Source organism: Arthrobacter livingstonensis (assembly GCF_003219815.1).
GTDB lineage: Bacteria > Actinomycetota > Actinomycetes > Actinomycetales > Micrococcaceae > Specibacter > Specibacter livingstonensis.
Map to the genome: position 1 here is coordinate 14329 of NZ_QJVD01000036.1, position 15856 is coordinate 30184.

Genomic DNA, 15856 nt, shown 5'->3' on the forward strand with positions numbered 1-15856 from the left:
TCAATCCACCCAACCCCCAAGGGGTGTTTCCAATGAGAAAGTTCAAGTCATGGCTGGCAGTGCTGGGTCTGCTCGTCGCTTTTTTTGTAGTGGCGCCAAGCCAAGCGCAGGCAGCACCGTACTGCGGCATCACGTGGGGTTCGCTGGCCAAGTCGGCCGGGAAGCTCTCGAGCGCACCCATTACCAGCGTCAGGGCAGGCCGGCACGCCTGCTTCGACCGACTGGTCGTTGACATTAATGGCCATGGCGGCGGACACATGGTGCGGTACGTGGCCACGGTCCACCGTGAGGGCAGCGGCACCGCAGTGCTGCTGCGCGGAGGTGCCTTCCTGCAGGTGACCGTGAAGGACCCCGCGTACATCGTGGCCACCGGCGCCCAAGCCTACCGGCCGGCCAACCCAAACGAACTGGTCAACACTGCCGGGTATTCCGCGCTCCGCCAGGTGGCGTTGGCAGGCAGCTTTGAATCGCAGACCACCCTTGGTGTGGGCGTGCGGGCCAGGCTGCCGTTCACCGTGTTCGTGCTGAACGGTCCGGGGAACCAGACACGCCTGGTTATCGACGTGGCGCACCGGTGGTAACCAGCCGGTCGATTCACCCCGACTACGGACGACGGCGCGTTCCCCATTATGGCGGGGAACGCGCCGTCGTCCAGGGCCTCGCGTTGCGGCTTGGCCATCTTCGTTTCCTTTCGGGGTTGACGGTTCAGCGTGTGACGGCGATGTTGAACATGGGAGTGCCCAGGGCGCCCATGAGGGCGGCGAAGAGCAGGAAATAGTGTTCAACCGCCCTGGCCGAGCCGATGCCGCCAAGGTCGACCTGGCGGTCGGCGGGCCATCCGAGTTCCGTCAGGAGCCCGGAGACAATTGTCTTTGCCTCGGGGCCGTCCCCGGAAAGGAACACGCTGGTCGGGGCACCCAGGAGGGCCGGATTCACACCGATGGGTCCTCCGACGGTGTTCAGCGTCTTCACCACCCGGGTTTCCGGCAGGGCTTGCTGGAGCCGCTCCGCGAGGCTGCCGTCCGGGTAAATGAGGTCCATCCGTTCGTTGACGGCGTTTCCAATGTCGATCAACACCCGGCCCGCGAGCGGCTCCCGCAGCTTGCCGAGGGCGTCGAGGGAGTGTGCGGCCGCGAGGGCGCTGACCACGACGTCGCTGGAGGCGATGGCTTGTTCGTGGGTCGTCGCCGGTGCGGGCAGGCCGGGGACGGTGGTGGGATTGCGGGATCCGTAGGTCACGTCGTGGCCGATGCTGACAAAAGCGGTGCCGAGGGTGCGGCCCATGGGTCCGGTGCCGAGGATGGCGATGCGCATGATGTGTTCCTGTCCGGCGGCGTACCGCCTGATATAGTTTGAATTCGAACAAGAAAAACGCTAGCACATAGTTTGAATTTGAACAATAGGGGAGCTCTTGCCTAATACCTTGGACGACGATGAACTTGCGGCATACTTCGCCTTGCGCGATGCCGGCAGCCGGCTGCAGCGCGCCGTCACGAAGCACCTCCACGGCCACGGCCTGACGGAGGTGCAGTTCTCGATCCTCGCCAGGCTTGGTGGGTCGGAGGAGGGGGTTGCGATGACGGAACTAGCTCGGGACCTCGTCATCACCAAGAGCGGGCTGACCTACCAGGCCGGGCAGTTGGAGATTCGGGGTCTAGTTTCGCGACAGAGCAGCCCGGGCGACGAGCGGTCCATTCTGGTCCACCTGACTGCGCAGGGGGCCGCCGTTTTGTCCGAGACGCTGCCCTCCCACGTCGCGCTAGTGCGCGAGTTGTTCATCGACCGCATGCCGCGGCAGGATCTCATGATTGTCCGCGACGCCCTGGCAAGGGTTGCCCGGGACGGGTGACGCGTTTAGCGCTCGGGTTCGGTGCCCAGCTCAAAGCGAAAGCCGCTGACACTGCGGGGAACAATTTCCACGTAGGTGTACTTGCGCGTGCGGATCCAGGGGGCCAGGGGCAGCTCGTCCAGGGCATCAATCTCGCTTTGCGACTCGATGACGCGGGCCGTCCCCTGCAACACAATGCTCCATGCCTGGTCCTCCGCGAGCCCGTCGATTTCAAACGCGACCGAGTCATTGACGGTCAGCTCGGCCACCTTGGTGCCGGGGTTGGTGCGCATGAGCAGCTTGCCGTCGTGCGCCAGGTAGTTGATGGGGAAAATGTTGGGGACGTTGGCGACGCTGACCGCCAGCCGGCCAAACCGGGTGTGTTCCAAAAAACGCCAGGCTTCTTCATTGGACATCGCTTCGCCGGGGTGCTCATCAGAAGTCGTCATGGTGTTGATTATGCCCCTTCCAGCCGAGCGGCGCCCGCACTTTCCCGCAGGACCACCTCGCCGCCCATGCCGTTGCCGTGTTTTCCGTCCGGATCAAGTGCAAGCTCGGCCGCAAGCCGGCCAATGTGCTCCAGCGGCAGCCGATAGGTGGTCAGGCCGGGGGAATGATCGCGCAGGGTGGGGATGTCGTCGAAGCCCGCCACCTGCACGTCCCGGGGAATGCGCAGCCCGCGTGACCGCAGGGCCGTCATGGCACCCAGGGCCATGACGTCGTTGGCGGCCAGGATGCACAGCGGGGCGGACCTGGCGTGGTTCCCTGTGGCCCGTCCCACAGCCGTGATCCCCAGCGTGTCCAGGCATTCCAGCGTGGCGTCAAAGCCGCCCTGGCTGTTAAAGGCGCCCGGCACCACGGCCAGCGGTTCCACCCCCGCGTCGGCCAGGGCCCGGGCGAACCCCTCCACGCGATGCCGGGCGGTGTTGCGCTCCAGCGGCCCGGCAAGAACGGCAAACCGCGTGTGGCCCTGCTTCAGCAGGGCGCCGGCCAAGTCGGCAGCCCCTTCCTTGTTGGGCAGGGATAGCGATTGGGCGCCCGGGATGGCAGTGGCGCCCAGGGCCACCACTCGGCCACCGTTCTCGATGTAGCGGCCCAGTGCGCGGGAGAGCCGGGGGTCCTCGTCTGCCAGGCGCGATGCCGCCAGGATGATCGCATCCGTGCGGTAGGAGATGAAGGCGTTGACGGCGGCCAGTTCCGCGCTTTCGGCCGGTTCGGCGCCACCGGCGATGTCCGTGCCGGCCAGCAGGACCTGGTGGCGGTAGTGCAGGGCCGTCTCCTGGACGCCGTGGGCAATGGCGGAAAAGTAGGGGTCGGCGATGTCGTGGACCACCAGGCCGACGAGGCCGGTGGTGGAGCGGGCCAGCGCCTGTGCCTGCGCGTTGGCCACGTAGCCCAGTTCCTCGGCGGCCGCCTTGACGCGGTGGGAAATGTCCGCGGCGGGTGTGCGTGCCGAACCGTTGAGGACCCGCGAGGCCGTTGCCAGGGAAACGCCTGCCTGGCGGGCTACTTCAGAAAGCTTGACTGCCACGGATCATCCTTTTGTGACGGGGCGGGCCGGGGCCCGTTTTTGCGGTGCTGTAAGAAACCATTCAAGCATCCTTGACCGGACCCTAACTTCAGCATATATTGGAAAGCGCTTTCCAAACTTTGGGCCATACCGGGATATCCGGCAGGCGCCCACTACTACATCCAGGAGTTACCAGTGACGCTGACAGCCACCACCGAGCAGACCGCAACCGCAGCCAACGCCGCAGGCACGAGTGCGGCCGGCAGGAAAAAGGTCATTCGCATTGCCATGAACGGCATCACCGGACGCATGGGCTACCGCCAGCACCTGCTGCGCTCCATCCTGCCCCTGCGCGAGACCGGCCTGACCCTGGAAGATGGCACCAGGGTCGCCATCGAGCCGATCCTGGTGGGCCGCAACGAGGCCAAGGTCCGCGAGCTGGCCGAACTGCACAATGTTGAGCACTGGACCACGGATTTGGACGAAGTTATCGCGGACACGACAGTCGACGTCGTCTTTGACGCCTCCATGACCAGCCTGCGCGCCGCCACCTTGAAGAAGGCCATGGCCAACGGCAAGCACATTTTTACCGAAAAGCCCACGGCGGAGACACTCGAGGAAGCCATAGAGCTGGCCCGCATCGGCAGGGACGCAGGCATCACGGCGGGCGTGGTGCACGACAAGCTGTACCTGCCGGGCCTGGTCAAGCTGCGCCGCCTCGTGGACGAAGGCTTCTTTGGCCGCATCCTCTCCATCCGCGGGGAATTCGGCTACTGGGTGTTTGAAGGCGACCACCAGAGTGCCCAGCGCCCGTCCTGGAACTACCGCAAGGAGGACGGCGGCGGCATGACCACCGACATGTTCTGCCACTGGAACTACGTCCTCGAAGGCATCATCGGCAAGGTCAAAAGCGTCAATGCCAAGACCGCCACCCATATCCCGACCCGTTGGGATGAGACCGGCAGGGAGTACAACGCCACGGCCGACGACGCCGCCTACGGCATCTTTGAGTTGGAGACGCCCGACGGCGACGCAGTGGTTGGGCAGATCAACTCCTCCTGGGCCGTGCGCGTGTACCGCGACGAACTCGTCGAATTCCAGATCGACGGCACCCACGGATCCGCCGTCGCCGGCCTGAACAAATGTGTTGCCCAGCAGCGCGCCCACACGCCCAAGCCCGTCTGGAACCCGGACCTGCCGGTCACCGAATCCTTCCGCGCCCAGTGGCAGGAAGTGCCGGCCAACGCCGAACTGGACAACGGATTCAAGCTGCAATGGGAGGAATTCCTGCGCGACGTCGTCGCCGGCCGCGAACACCGCTTCGGCCTGCTCTCGGCAGCCCGCGGAGTGCAGCTGGCCGAACTGGGCCTGCAGTCCTCGGCCGAGCGCCGCACCTTGGACATCCCGGAAATCGAGCTGTAACCATGACCCTCACAACTGAGCGCATCACGCTCACCCTTCCACTGCCCACGGGCGAACTGGAAGCACTCAGGCTGAACGCGACCGGCCCGTGGCGCAAGCCCACCGAGCTGATCACCTCCCGCAAGGTGTACGCCGCAGCGCACGTCACTCCGAAGGTATTGGGCAACAATGTGCCCGGCGCCCCGGCCGACATCGACTGGGACGCGACCCTGGCGTTCCGCCGCGAGCTGTGGAGCTGGGGTGTGGGCATCGCCGACGCCATGGACACCGCACAGCGCGGCATGGGCCTGGATTGGCCCGCCACGCAGGAGCTCATCAACCGCTCCGCCGCCGAGGCCGCCCTCATTGCGACCCCGGAGCGAACGGTCCGGGACCTCCTGGCCTGTGGTGCCGGCACCGACCAGCTGGACCCCACAACCGTGGAGCCAGGCGAGGCTGGTTTGGCTGCCGTATTGGCCGCCTACCGTGAGCAGATCGCCGTCGTCGAGGCCTCGGGTGCCAAGGTCATCATCATGGCCTCCCGCGCCCTGGCCAAGGTTGCCAGCGGCCCCGCGGACTACCTGGCCCTCTACGGCACACTGCTGTCCGAGGTCAAGGAACCCGTTGTGCTGCACTGGCTGGGCACGATGTTCGACCCTGCACTGGCTGGCTACTGGGGCAGCGATGACGTCGCTGCCGCTACCGCCACGTTCCGGCAGCTCATCGCGGCCCACCCGGACAAGGTTGACGGTGTGAAGGTTTCCCTGCTCGACGCCGGACACGAAGTTGCGCTGCGTGCCAGCCTTCCCGGGGGCGTGCGCCTCTACACAGGTGACGACTTCAACTACCCCGAGCTGATTGACGGCGACGGCTTGCACTACTCGGATGCGCTGTTGGGCATCTTTGCCGCCATCGCCCCTGCCGCCTCAACGGCTTTGCAGAAGTACGACGCCGGCCAGCCCGCCGAAGCGCGTGCCATCCTCGATTCCACGCGGGATCTTGGCCTGCACATCTTCGAGGCACCCACGTACTACTACAAGACGGGCATTGCCTTCCTCGCCTGGTTGAACGGCTACCAGGCCGGCTTCCAGATGATCGGCGGCCTGCACTCCGGGCGCGACCTGAATCACCTGGTCAAGCTGTTCCGCTTGGCCAACACGGCCGGGCTGCTGCTCAACCCGGAACTCGCCGCCAAGCGCATGGCCGGATTCCTGAACGCCGCCGGCGTGGAATCAGCGGTCCTGGAAGGAGCAGACGCATGAGCGCCTTTGAGAGGCTCTCCATCAACACGGCCACCATCAAGAAGGCATCGCTGGCCGAGGCACTTGACCTCAGCGTTGCCGCGGGCCTGTCCCACATCGGCCTGTGGCGCGACAAGGTGGCGGAAGTTGGTCTGGACATGGCTGTGGAAATGGTCAAGGCGTCCGGCCTGCAGGTGTCCAGCCTGTGCCGCGGCGGCTTCCTGACGGCTGCCGATGGCCCTGGCCAGGCGGCTGCCCTTGCCGACAACAAGGCCGCCATCCTGGAGGCGAAGGCGCTGGGAACCACCGAGATCATCATGGTGGTGGGCGGGCTGCCCGACTTCAGCGTCGCCCCCGGCGCCGTGGACGGCGGAGGCGGGAAAGGTGCCGCGGACTCCGCTGTCCAAACGGGCGGCAAGGATCTGGTCCTGGCCCGCCATCGGGTGGCCGACCGCCTCGCCGAGCTGGTCCCGTTCGCACTGGAACACGGCGTCCGTCTGGTCCTGGAAGCCCTGCATCCCATGTATGCCGCCGACCGGGCGGTGCTTTCGACGCTGGGGCAGGCACTGGACCTGGCCGCGCCCCACCCGGCGGCGGCTGTCGGCGTCGTGGTGGACACCTTCCACGTCTGGTGGGACCCGTCCCTGCGCGAGCAGATTGCGCGCGCCGGGGCGGAGGGCCGCATCGCCTCCTACCAGGTGTGCGACTTCAACCTGCCCATCGCAGCGGATGCGCTGTTGTCCCGCGGGTTTATGGGCGACGGCGTCATCGACTTCGCGTCGATTGGACGGTGGGTTGCCGAGGCCGGCTACGACGGCATTGTGGAGGTGGAGATCTTCAACGAGGACATCTGGAACCTGCCCTACGCCGAGGTTATGGACACCGTCAAGGCCCGCTATGCCGAGCTCGTGGCCCCGCACCTGGGGTGATGGCGCTGCACGGAATTGGGGGCTGGTCCCCACGCCCTCCCAACGCTCGCAATCCCCTGACGCTCCCACTGCTCGCAATCCCCAGCCGCTCCCACTGCTCGCAAGCTCGCAGCGGGGCCCTCGCGTCAGTGGCCCCCCGCGGCGGGTCCCTCGCGTCAGTGGCCCCCCGCGTCGGGGCCCTCGGGCGCGTGGGTCCATCCGCACCGCGCCACACACGACTCCGTCGGTGTGTCCGCGGCGACGCCCAAGAGAAACCGCAGAGGCTCCAAATACACGGCGCTCTGGCGCCGCGTACTTGGAGAAGCGGTTGAACGCACGCCGCCAGCCCCCAATTCCGCTCCGCGCCATGCAGGCGGCGACGGTGGTCCGTTCAACGTGCAACCTCCACGATTCTGTCATCGCCCGGCTTGGGCGTTCCTCTGCTGTCCGTATTGTTCGTCAGGAGAAGCAGGCGGCCGTCATGCGTTAAGGCGACGTCGCGGAGCCTGCCCAGCTGGTTGGTGAGGCGCGCGTGGGCGGAGGGTTCGCCGTCGAGTTCAATTTGCCACAGCCGTTCCCCGCGCAGGGCAGCCATGTACAGTGTGGTGCCGCTGATGGCGACGCCGCTGGGGCTTGCCTGGTCGGTGGGCCACACCAGGACCGGGTTCGTGAATTGGGCGAGGTTGGAGCTTGCCATGCCCTCCACTGTTGGCCAGCCGTAGTTCTTTCCGGGCCTGATTTCGTTCAGTTCGTCCCAGGTGTTTTGGCCGAATTCCGAGGCCCACATCCGGCCCCGGGTGTCCCAGGCAATGCCCTGCGGGTTCCGGTGGCCCATCGACCACACGGGGCTGTCGGGGAAGGGGTTGGTGCGGGGTATCCCGCCATCGGGGTCCAGGCGCAGGATCTTCCCTGACAGCGAGGACCTGTTCTGGGCGTTGGCACCGTTGCCGGCATCACCCGTGCCGGCGTACAACATGCCGTCCGGGCCGAAGGCAATGCGCCCACCATTGTGGTTGTTGGCTTTCGGGATGCCCTGGAGAACAACAGTGGCAGGTCCCAGCGTACGAGCCCCTGCCGTGCCGAGCAGGGGCATTCGAACGATCCGGTTGTCCGTGGCGGCAGTCAGGTAGGCGTACAGCTCAAGGCAGCCGGTGTTCGGATCGGGACGGGAGTTTCCTTCGCAGCCGCCCAACCTCGTGGCCAGCCCCAACAGCCCGCCTTCCCCGGCATGGACGACGCCGGCCACCGTCCCCACCACATGCTTCGCACCCGCCGCTGAAATTTCCAGCACCTGGCCAGTGTCCCGCTCGCTGACGAGCAGGCTGGTGTCATTGAGCACCACCATGGACCATGGCGCCGCAAGTCCGGTGGCAATGTCGGTGCCTGTGCCCGCGGGGACTCGAGCACCTGTTGGCAAAACCGTCGGGGCCGGCTGCGGGGCAGGTCCGGCCGGCGAGCACGCTGTCAGGAACAGGGCCGTTGCGGCTGCCAGGGCAGTAACCACGGCCAAGGTCCGGCAAAGCTTCCCCTGGAGCGGCATCAGGACAGGAAGTGCCAGCTGGACTGTCGACTGGACTGGCCCCCGGGTCATGTGCCGAGCCTATCGCAGCCGGTGTCGCGGGGACAGGGGCCGGCGGCAGGCGACAAGACGGCGCAAGGGCCGGTCCGGCGTCGTGCTTAAACAACCGTGTGTCGGAAGCGCGACAGCTCCTGGCGCATGGCTGGGACGGGTTAGCGGCCCTTGACGGCTATGCCGTTGCGGGTCATGGATTCCGCGTACGCCTTCGCCGACTCGAGCAGCCAGCCTGCCTGGCGCTCCTGCGAACCGGCAAAGCTGCGGCCGCTGAGGGAGCGGACCTTGTAGATGCTGAAGCCGCGCTTGTAGAGCATGGGGCCCTGGGCCTTCAGCAGCTGGTCGGCCAGGCGGTGCGCCTCGGTGCCGTGGGCCACCAGGGCCGAGGCACGCGGCACCAAAGTCATGAACTTCACCAGCGGACGCAGGCCCTGCTCGATCTGCGGTGCCGTCAAGCGGCCGTTGGCTTCGCCGGGCGTGAACCAGGGATGCACATTCCAGGGCATGACGTAGCTGGGGCGCAGGCCAATCTGCCAGTGGATGCCCAGCAGGCGGGTGGCGGCCTGCTCGTCACCGGCCGTGATGAACCCGGACGGGTCAATTTCGCCCACATTGGAAAACAAGCTGATGATGCGGCACTGGTCAATGTCGTGAACGGGATCCACATAGGCAAGCTGCTGGTCAGGCCGGGCCTGCGCCAGGGTGTCGCAGAGCTCGGTAACGGGCGCAATGTTCTCGTCGTATCGACGGTCCCAGAGCTGTTCACGCAGTGATTCAGTTGCCACGGATGTCATTGAGGGCTTGGTCTCCTTGAGGGTAAGAGTGAGGTGAGAGGCGCTTCCCCAAAAGGGCCTTGATCCAACGTTTCAGCCTACCAATGTTCCGCTGTCCATGGGCGCGGGAGGTTTATGCTAGCCCCCGCCGGCGGGAACGATTGTGAGAAAGTCAACACAGCTCCGGTACCTGAAGTAGTTGATCTGATATAGTAGTGGACATGACGCAGAACACCGAGGGTACGGTGCCGCAGGCGGAACCCTTTGCGGCCGACCTGCTGCGAGGGCATACGGACACCATCGTGCTGGCCGTGCTGCGGGATGCCGAACGCTACGGTTTTGAGATTTACAAAATGATCCGCGACGCCACCGGCGGGCTGTATGAGATCAAGGAAGCCACGCTCTACGCCACCTACCGCAGGCTGGTGAAGGACGGGCTCGTCGAGGCCAGCTGGGGCGATGAAACCCAGGGCGGCCGGCGCAAGTACTACCGGATCACGGACGCTGGCCGGGCCGTGTACCAGCAAAACGTCCGGGACTGGACGGCCACCCAGCGGATCATCAACACACTCCTGAATTTGAAAGGCGGCCAGTCATGAGCGGTGCCGGGCACTCCAACATCCACCGCTACCTCGACGAGGCATTTGCCGGCGTGGCCATGACTGCCGAACTGCAGGACTTGAAGGAGGAGATCCGTTCCAACCTGTTGGCGAGGGTCGCCGAGCTCAAGGTTGCCGGCGTCCCCGAGGGCGAGGCGGCGGCAACTGCCGTTGCAGAACTGGGCGACCTTGGCGAGCTCATCGGCCAGGACACGGCCGGGGCGGCGGGGGACCCCGCCAGCCCCGCCGTGGTCCAGGCGCGGGAGTACAGCCGGAACCGGGTCAAGCCCCGGTCCGGCTTCGTCATTGGGATCGTGCTGTTGAGCGTTGTTGCGCTGGCGGCTCTGCTGCTGTTCGTCCTGGTCGTGGGAACGTCCGGAGGTGCGGCGACGGCTGTCCTTGCCGGATTCGCCCTGGCGGTTTCAGCCGGTGCCGTGGTCACGTGGAGCCTGCGGCAGGAGACGAGCCAGAACTTTCCCGTTCCCCCGCGCCGTGCGATCTCCTACGGTGCGGCCACAGCTGCCGCCGTCGTCGGCCTGGCCTTGTGCTCGTTGGTTGGCGCGGCCGGTACGGGAGTGATGGCCGCCGGCATCTTCGTGGTGCTGGGATCCGTGGTGGGCTTCATCAAGCTCGGCATCTCCCAAACCAACAGGAAGAAGCCCTGGGTGCGTGCCGTCCAGCGCGATTTCTTGGGTCAGGACCGCTTCTCCCAGGATCCGGCGTCGGCCGCCCGGTTCGGCATTTACACCGGGGTGATCTGGATTGTCGGCTTTGCACTATTCGTGGTGCTGAGCTTCACCGTTGGCATTGCCTGGTCATGGCTGGCCCTTCTGGCGGCCCTGGCCGCCACCCTTGTCGTGCTGGCGCGCATGTTGTTTCCCGCCAACGCCCACCCAACCCAAAAAGGGAACGGGGCACCGAGGCGGCCGTCCACCTAAATAAACAGCCACCCAAAAAGACAGGTGGCCCGGATGTTCGAGCATCCAGGCCACCTGTATCAACCATTGAGTCTCCCAAACGGGATTTGCGCTAACAATTACTCAAGGCACACTTGCAAGTTTACGTCAGCGACACCTGCCCGGGAGGCTCCCCACCAAAGGAGCCAGTCATGCCACACACGGAACCAGCCTTGGAAGCCCGCGGGCTCACCAAGTCATATCCCGGCGGGCGCGGCAAGCCCCGCGTAGAGGCACTCGCCGGCCTCAACTTCAGCGCGGAAGCCGGGACCATATTTGCGTTGTTGGGACCCAACGGCGCAGGTAAGTCCACCACCGTCAAAATCCTTGCCACCCTGACCCGCGCCGACTCCGGCGCTGCCTTTGTTGCCGGGATCGACGTCGGACGCCATCCGGAAGAGGTGCGCCGCGCCATTGGCTTCGTCGCCCAAAAGCAGGTCTCGGACCCCCTGGACACCGGGCGGGAAAACCTGGTGCTTGCCGGACGCCTGCAGGGGATGTCCGGCCCCGCCGCCAAGGCCCGGGCGGGGGAACTGCTCGCGCGGTTCTCCCTCACCGACGACGGCAACCGGCAGGTCAAGGGCTATTCGGGCGGCATGGCCCGCAAGCTGGACGTGGCCATTGGCCTGATGCACCGCCCCCAGGTCCTGTTCCTGGACGAGCCGACCACCGGCCTTGATCCCGAGGCCCGTGCGGATATGTGGGCAGAGCTGGAATCCATGGCCCGGACCGGGGAAATGACCATCCTGCTCACCACCCACTACCTCGAGGAGGCGGACCGTTTGGCGGGCAGGCTGGCCATCGTCGACCACGGCAGGGTGGTGGTGGAAGGCACTCCCGAGGAACTCAAGGACGGTCTCCACGGCGACGCCGTCACGGTGGAACTGGCGATGCCGCGCGGCGGCGGGGGACGCGAAGTGCCGGTGAGCGGAGCACTTGAGGCGCTGTCCGGCGTCGGACTATTGCGCGGCCCGCAGCTGGACGGCAACATCCTGCGCGGCCGGGCCGACAACGGGGCCGCCGCCCTGCCGCTGCTGCTGCGGCTGTTGGGGGAGGCCGGCCTCGAGGTTGCCTCGGCCACCGTGTCCCGGCCCAGCCTGGACGACGTCTACCTGCGCCACACCGGCCGCGTTTACGGCAACGAGCAGGAGCGTGCGGCATGAGTGCCATGACAGCTGCCAGCCACACGGCATTCCTCACGGCACGGGCGCTGCGCGCGTTCCTGCGCGTCCCCGCCTACCTGGTCATGAACCTCATCCAGCCCATCATCTGGCTCCTGCTGTTCGGGCAGCTGTTCAAGTCCGTGGTTACCATCCCCGGCTTCTCCGGCGGCGCCAACTACCTGACGTTCCTCACCCCCGGCATCGTGATGATGATGGCCCTGTTTGGCAGCGCCTGGGCCGGAACCAGCTACATCCAGGACATGGACAGGGGAGTGATGGACCGGTTCCTGTCCTCGCCGACCAGCCGCGGCGCCCTGATTGTCGCCACGATGCTGTACCAGGCAGTGCTGACCGTCATCCAGACCCTGGTGGTGCTGGGCGTGGCCTGGCTGGCCGGGGCCAGGTTCGACGGCGGATGGCCGGGTGTGGCGGTCCTCCTCCTGTCCGCCGTGCTGCTGACGTTCATCTTCGCTGCCTTCTCGAACGCGATGGCACTGCTGGCCCGGGCGCAGACTGCGTTGATCGCCATCTCCCAGGTCATTTCCTTCCCCTTGATGTTCCTCAGCTCGGCCATCATGGACACCGGCCTCTCACCGGCGTGGGTGCGCCAGGTGGCCCGTTTCAACCCCTTTGAGTGGGCTGTTGCCGCGGGGCGCGGAGCCCTGCAGGCTGCTCCGGACTGGGCTTCCGTGTGGAGCCACCTGGGCCTGTTGGCGGCGCTGGCCGTGGTGATGACGTGGCTGGCGACGCGGGTTTTCCGCATCTACCAGCGGTCCGCCTAGCAGGCCCACTTCGAGCGGGGCGCCATCTTAGGGAGGCGCCCCGCTCCCGTCCCCGGCCGGGGCGCCGCCCAGGCGACGTGGGGGCAGCCAAGGCGGGTACGGCGTCGTAATTCCAGCCTCGGGGCGACCGCCATGTGGACGGAGCCCGGGCCCGGCGCCCGGCCTGTGTCAAAATTGAAGGCATGCGCCCCATGCAACACTCCAGCAAACTCGCCAATGTACGGTACGAACTTCGCGGTCCCATCCTGGTGGCCGCCAAGAAGATGGAGGCGGAGGGGCACCGGATCCTGCGCATGAACCTGGGGGACACGGCGCCGTTTGGCCTGGAGGCGCCGGAATCCATTGTCGTGGACATGATCCACCACCTGCGGGGCGCCCAGGGCTACAGCGATTCCAAGGGCATCTTCTCCGCCCGCACGGCCATTTCGCAGTACTACCAGACCAAGAACCTGATGCAGATCGGCGTGGAGGACATCTTTGTCGGCAACGGCGTCAGCGAGCTGATCTCCATGACCCTGCAGGCGTTCCTGGAAAACGGCGACGAGGTGCTGATTCCCGCGCCCGACTATCCGCTGTGGACCGCCTCCGTCACCCTGACCGGCGGCGTCCCCGTCCACTACTTGTGCGACGAGGACAACCAGTGGTGGCCGGACATGGCGGATGTGGCGGCCAGGATCACCCCTGCCACCCGGGCCATTGTGCTCATCAACCCGAACAACCCCACGGGTGCCGTGTACCCGCGGCACATCCTGGAGCAGTTCGTCGAGCTGGCCCGGGAGCACGACCTGGTCATTTTCGCCGACGAGATCTACGAGAAGATCCTCTATGACGGCCGCACCCACATCCACATGGCGTCGCTGGCCGACGACGTCTGCATGCTGACCTTCAGCGGGCTGTCCAAGGCGTACCGGATGCCAGGCTACCGTGCCGGCTGGGTGGCGCTGTCCGGCCCACGCGCGGCCATGGCCGGCTTCAAGGAATCCCTGGAGCTCATCGCCTCGCTCCGGCTGTGTTCGAACGTACCGGCCCAGCATGCCATCCAGACGTCCCTGGGCGGCTACCAAAGCATCAACGACCTCACCAAGCCCGGCGGACGCCTGTGCGAGCAACGGAGCCGGGCCGCTGAACTGCTTAACGCGCTCCCCGGAGTCTCCTGCGTGCCCGCCGCCGGTGCCATGTACTTGTTTGTAAAGCTTGACCCGGCGATGTACCCCATCGAGAACGATGAAAAGTTCGTTATCGACCTGCTGCAGGACCAGAAGATCCTGGTCTCCCATGGGACCGCCTTCCACTGGCCCACCCCCGACCACTTCCGGTTCGTCCTGCTGCCCTCCATCGACGACATCGAGGAGGCAGTGCGGCGGATTTCCGCGTTCCTGGCCGTGTACCGCCGCCAGGCTGCCATGGCCGCGGGGTAGCCTGCGGTTTTTCCCGGGACTTCAACCTGCGCTGTCGGCCGGGAATAGTTTTGCGGTTGCCCAAGTTCTTCAGGTAGATGCAAACGCATATTCTTCAAGCGGCGGTTTTTGGCGCTGCGGGGGATTGAGGCAAGGAAATGGAGCAAGGCATGGGCGCGGCGGAATTTGAACTGGGACTGGACACCTTCGGCGACGTCACCCTGGATGGGGAAGGCCGGGCCAAGCCGTCCGCACAGGTGATTCGCGACGTCGTCGAACAGGCCGTGGTGGCCGACTCCCTGGGGCTGGACTACTTTGGCGTCGGCGAACACCACCGCGACGACTTCGCCATTTCCTCCCCTGACATGGTGTTGGCGGCGATTGCCGGGCAGACCAGGCGCATCCGCCTCGGGTCCGCCGTCACGGTCCTTAGCTCCGATGATCCGATCCGCGTTTTCCAGCGATTTTCCACGCTCGACGCCGTTTCCTCCGGCCGCGCCGAGGTCACCCTGGGTCGTGGCTCGTTTACGGAGTCGTTCCCGCTGTTTGGCCTGGACCTGGCGCAGTATGAGGAATTGTTCGAGGAAAAGCTCGAGCTGTTCGCCGAGCTGCTGAAGCAGGGGCCGGTCTCGTGGAGCGGGAAGACCCGGCCGGCGCTGACGGAGCAAATGGTGTACCCGCACGTTGAATCCGGGACCTTGAAGTCGTGGGTTGCCGTGGGAGGCAGCCCCCAATCAGTGGTCCGCGCCGCGCACTACGGCATGCCGCTGATGCTGGCCATCATTGGCGGGGAGCCGCTGCAGTTTGCGCCGTTTACGGAGCTGTACCACCGCGCCCTGAAGGAGTTTGGCCAGCCCGAACGACCCATCGGCGTGCACTCGCCCGGGCACATTGCCGAAACCGACGAACAGGCCATGGAAGAGCTGTGGCCGCACTACGCGGCAATGCACAACAGCATTGGGCGTGACCGCGGCTGGCCGCCCCTGACCCGCCTGCAGTTCAACGCCACGGCCAGCCCAAAGGGCGCCCTCATGGTGGGCTCGCCGGAGACCGTGGCCCGAAAGATCACCACCGTGGCCAAGGCGCTGGGGTTGTCCCGTTTTGACATGAAGTACAGCCACGGCACTTTGCCGCATGAGGCCATGCTGCGCAGCATTGAACTCTATGGCACACAGGTGGCCCCACTGGTCAGGGAAAACCTGCGCAAAGGCTGAGGTTGGGTGATTGGTGCCGGCGGGTGGGCCCTCCCGTGCGTGCCCGCCGGACACCTGCACCGACGCTCCGTCAGATTCGGGGCGTTTTCGGCGGACGCTCCCGCAGCAGGGGTGCCATGAACTATTAGAGTGGGTGCGTCTTCCGGTGGTCGGGCCCGGCGGAGGCCGGCTGCCCCGGTGGTCGGGCCGGGCGGAGGCCGGCTGCCCCGGTGGTCGGGCCGGGCGGAGGTCGGCGACTCCGGTGGTCGGGCCGGGCGGAGGCCGGCGACTCCGGAGGCCGCCTGCCCCGTAGGCCGTCACCCCGGCCGGACCCAGGCAACAGGGCCACGGAAGCCAGCAAAAATGATTAGAACGAAGCTTCGGATATATATAGAAAAACAATAACAGAACACGTATAATTTGTGTTATGAGCAAGCCGGTTCTTGACCCCGGCAACGGGGACGGTCCCGCCACACAGGATGTGGCGGCACTCATCGGTGCGGTTGTTCTTCCCTCCATTGAACCCTTTGGC

Annotated in this window: 16 protein-coding genes; 11 read left to right on the top strand and 5 right to left on the bottom strand. The window is 66.0% G+C overall.

Features of this window, described 5'->3' with window-relative positions:
• Window positions 1-32: 32 nt before the first annotated feature.
• The gene (locus CVV68_RS20515) at window positions 33-581 is read left to right on the top strand and encodes an AMIN-like domain-containing (lipo)protein (protein ID WP_110502858.1); all 549 of its coding nucleotides are present in this window, start codon (window positions 33-35) and stop codon (window positions 579-581) included.
• Window positions 582-705: 124 nt separating this feature from the next.
• Here CVV68_RS20515 and CVV68_RS20520 read toward each other — a convergent pair whose 3' ends face one another.
• Window positions 706-1314 (bottom strand): NADPH-dependent F420 reductase, encoded by a 609-nt coding sequence (locus CVV68_RS20520; RefSeq protein ID WP_110502859.1) that lies wholly within the window; start codon window positions 1312-1314, stop codon window positions 706-708.
• Window positions 1315-1411: 97 nt separating this feature from the next.
• Here CVV68_RS20520 and CVV68_RS20525 point away from each other — a divergent pair, with 97 nt between their 5' ends.
• A complete protein-coding gene (locus tag CVV68_RS20525) occupies window positions 1412-1849 on the top strand; it encodes a MarR family winged helix-turn-helix transcriptional regulator (protein ID WP_170133272.1) in 438 nt (145 codons plus the stop codon).
• Window positions 1850-1854: 5 nt separating this feature from the next.
• Here the strand turns inward: CVV68_RS20525 and CVV68_RS20530 are convergent, their stop codons facing one another.
• Together CVV68_RS20530 and CVV68_RS20535 are read right to left on the bottom strand one after the other, a co-directional pair.
• Window positions 1855-2277: a pyridoxamine 5'-phosphate oxidase family protein gene (locus CVV68_RS20530; protein WP_110502861.1), complete on the bottom strand. Its 423-nt coding sequence runs from the start codon at window positions 2275-2277 to the stop codon at window positions 1855-1857.
• An 8-nt stretch (window positions 2278-2285) separates the two neighbouring features.
• Complete coding sequence (locus CVV68_RS20535) at window positions 2286-3359, bottom strand: LacI family DNA-binding transcriptional regulator (RefSeq protein WP_110502862.1); 1074 nt, start codon at window positions 3357-3359, stop codon at window positions 2286-2288.
• A gap of 267 nt (window positions 3360-3626) precedes the next feature.
• Here CVV68_RS20535 and CVV68_RS20540 point away from each other — a divergent pair, with 267 nt between their 5' ends.
• Genes CVV68_RS20540 through CVV68_RS20550 form a run of 3 tightly spaced genes read left to right on the top strand, consistent with a single transcriptional unit; the run spans window position 3627 to window position 6909 of the window.
• Window positions 3627-4760 (top strand): Gfo/Idh/MocA family protein, encoded by a 1134-nt coding sequence (locus CVV68_RS20540; protein WP_110502874.1) that lies wholly within the window; start codon window positions 3627-3629, stop codon window positions 4758-4760.
• 2 nt (window positions 4761-4762) lie between these two features.
• Window positions 4763-6001 (top strand): dihydrodipicolinate synthase family protein, encoded by a 1239-nt coding sequence (locus tag CVV68_RS20545; RefSeq protein ID WP_110502863.1) that lies wholly within the window; start codon window positions 4763-4765, stop codon window positions 5999-6001.
• Window positions 5998-6909, top strand: coding sequence for a sugar phosphate isomerase/epimerase family protein (locus tag CVV68_RS20550; RefSeq protein ID WP_110502864.1), 912 nt, complete (start codon window positions 5998-6000; stop codon window positions 6907-6909). Before CVV68_RS20545 ends, CVV68_RS20550 begins: the two co-directional genes overlap by 4 nt.
• A 370-nt stretch (window positions 6910-7279) precedes the next feature.
• Here CVV68_RS20550 and CVV68_RS20555 read toward each other — a convergent pair whose 3' ends face one another.
• Window positions 7280-8479, bottom strand: coding sequence for a PQQ-dependent sugar dehydrogenase (locus CVV68_RS20555; RefSeq protein WP_245933686.1), 1200 nt, complete (start codon window positions 8477-8479; stop codon window positions 7280-7282).
• Window positions 8480-8619: 140 nt separating this feature from the next.
• Window positions 8620-9255, bottom strand: coding sequence for a uracil-DNA glycosylase family protein (locus tag CVV68_RS20560; RefSeq protein ID WP_110502866.1), 636 nt, complete (start codon window positions 9253-9255; stop codon window positions 8620-8622).
• A gap of 200 nt (window positions 9256-9455) precedes the next feature.
• Here CVV68_RS20560 and CVV68_RS20565 point away from each other — a divergent pair, with 200 nt between their 5' ends.
• The 6 genes from CVV68_RS20565 to CVV68_RS20590 all read left to right on the top strand — a co-directional run bounded on the left by CVV68_RS20565 (window position 9456) and on the right by CVV68_RS20590 (window position 15345).
• Window positions 9456-9833: a PadR family transcriptional regulator gene (locus tag CVV68_RS20565; protein WP_110502875.1), complete on the top strand. Its 378-nt coding sequence runs from the start codon at window positions 9456-9458 to the stop codon at window positions 9831-9833.
• On the top strand, window positions 9830-10771 hold the full coding sequence (locus CVV68_RS20570; protein ID WP_110502867.1) for a permease prefix domain 1-containing protein: 942 nt from the start codon (window positions 9830-9832) through the stop codon (window positions 10769-10771). The genes CVV68_RS20565 and CVV68_RS20570 overlap by 4 nt, the downstream gene beginning before the upstream one ends.
• 170 nt (window positions 10772-10941) lie before the next feature.
• On the top strand, window positions 10942-11952 hold the full coding sequence (locus CVV68_RS20575) for an ATP-binding cassette domain-containing protein (RefSeq protein WP_110502868.1): 1011 nt from the start codon (window positions 10942-10944) through the stop codon (window positions 11950-11952).
• Window positions 11949-12734 (top strand): ABC transporter permease, encoded by a 786-nt coding sequence (locus CVV68_RS20580; RefSeq protein WP_245933687.1) that lies wholly within the window; start codon window positions 11949-11951, stop codon window positions 12732-12734. Before CVV68_RS20575 ends, CVV68_RS20580 begins: the two co-directional genes overlap by 4 nt.
• A 182-nt stretch (window positions 12735-12916) precedes the next feature.
• Window positions 12917-14152: a pyridoxal phosphate-dependent aminotransferase gene (locus tag CVV68_RS20585; protein ID WP_110502869.1), complete on the top strand. Its 1236-nt coding sequence runs from the start codon at window positions 12917-12919 to the stop codon at window positions 14150-14152.
• A 149-nt stretch (window positions 14153-14301) separates the two neighbouring features.
• The gene (locus tag CVV68_RS20590; protein ID WP_110502877.1) at window positions 14302-15345 is read left to right on the top strand and encodes an LLM class flavin-dependent oxidoreductase; all 1044 of its coding nucleotides are present in this window, start codon (window positions 14302-14304) and stop codon (window positions 15343-15345) included.
• Window positions 15346-15856: the final 511 nt, after the last annotated feature.

Coding starts and splice junctions, on each gene's coding strand:
- CVV68_RS20515 (WP_110502858.1), top strand. CDS start 33: ATGAGAAAGTTCAAGTCATGGCTGGCAGTGCTGGGTCTGCTCGTCGCT.
- CVV68_RS20520 (WP_110502859.1), bottom strand. CDS start 1,314: ATGCGCATCGCCATCCTCGGCACCGGACCCATGGGCCGCACCCTCGGC.
- CVV68_RS20530 (WP_110502861.1), bottom strand. CDS start 2,277: ATGACGACTTCTGATGAGCACCCCGGCGAAGCGATGTCCAATGAAGAA.
- CVV68_RS20540 (WP_110502874.1), top strand. CDS start 3,627: ATGAACGGCATCACCGGACGCATGGGCTACCGCCAGCACCTGCTGCGC.
- CVV68_RS20545 (WP_110502863.1), top strand. CDS start 4,763: ATGACCCTCACAACTGAGCGCATCACGCTCACCCTTCCACTGCCCACG.
- CVV68_RS20550 (WP_110502864.1), top strand. CDS start 5,998: ATGAGCGCCTTTGAGAGGCTCTCCATCAACACGGCCACCATCAAGAAG.
- CVV68_RS20555 (WP_245933686.1), bottom strand. CDS start 8,479: ATGACCCGGGGGCCAGTCCAGTCGACAGTCCAGCTGGCACTTCCTGTC.
- CVV68_RS20560 (WP_110502866.1), bottom strand. CDS start 9,255: ATGACATCCGTGGCAACTGAATCACTGCGTGAACAGCTCTGGGACCGT.
- CVV68_RS20565 (WP_110502875.1), top strand. CDS start 9,456: ATGACGCAGAACACCGAGGGTACGGTGCCGCAGGCGGAACCCTTTGCG.
- CVV68_RS20570 (WP_110502867.1), top strand. CDS start 9,830: ATGAGCGGTGCCGGGCACTCCAACATCCACCGCTACCTCGACGAGGCA.
- CVV68_RS20575 (WP_110502868.1), top strand. CDS start 10,942: ATGCCACACACGGAACCAGCCTTGGAAGCCCGCGGGCTCACCAAGTCA.
- CVV68_RS20580 (WP_245933687.1), top strand. CDS start 11,949: ATGAGTGCCATGACAGCTGCCAGCCACACGGCATTCCTCACGGCACGG.
- CVV68_RS20585 (WP_110502869.1), top strand. CDS start 12,917: ATGCGCCCCATGCAACACTCCAGCAAACTCGCCAATGTACGGTACGAA.
- CVV68_RS20590 (WP_110502877.1), top strand. CDS start 14,302: ATGGGCGCGGCGGAATTTGAACTGGGACTGGACACCTTCGGCGACGTC.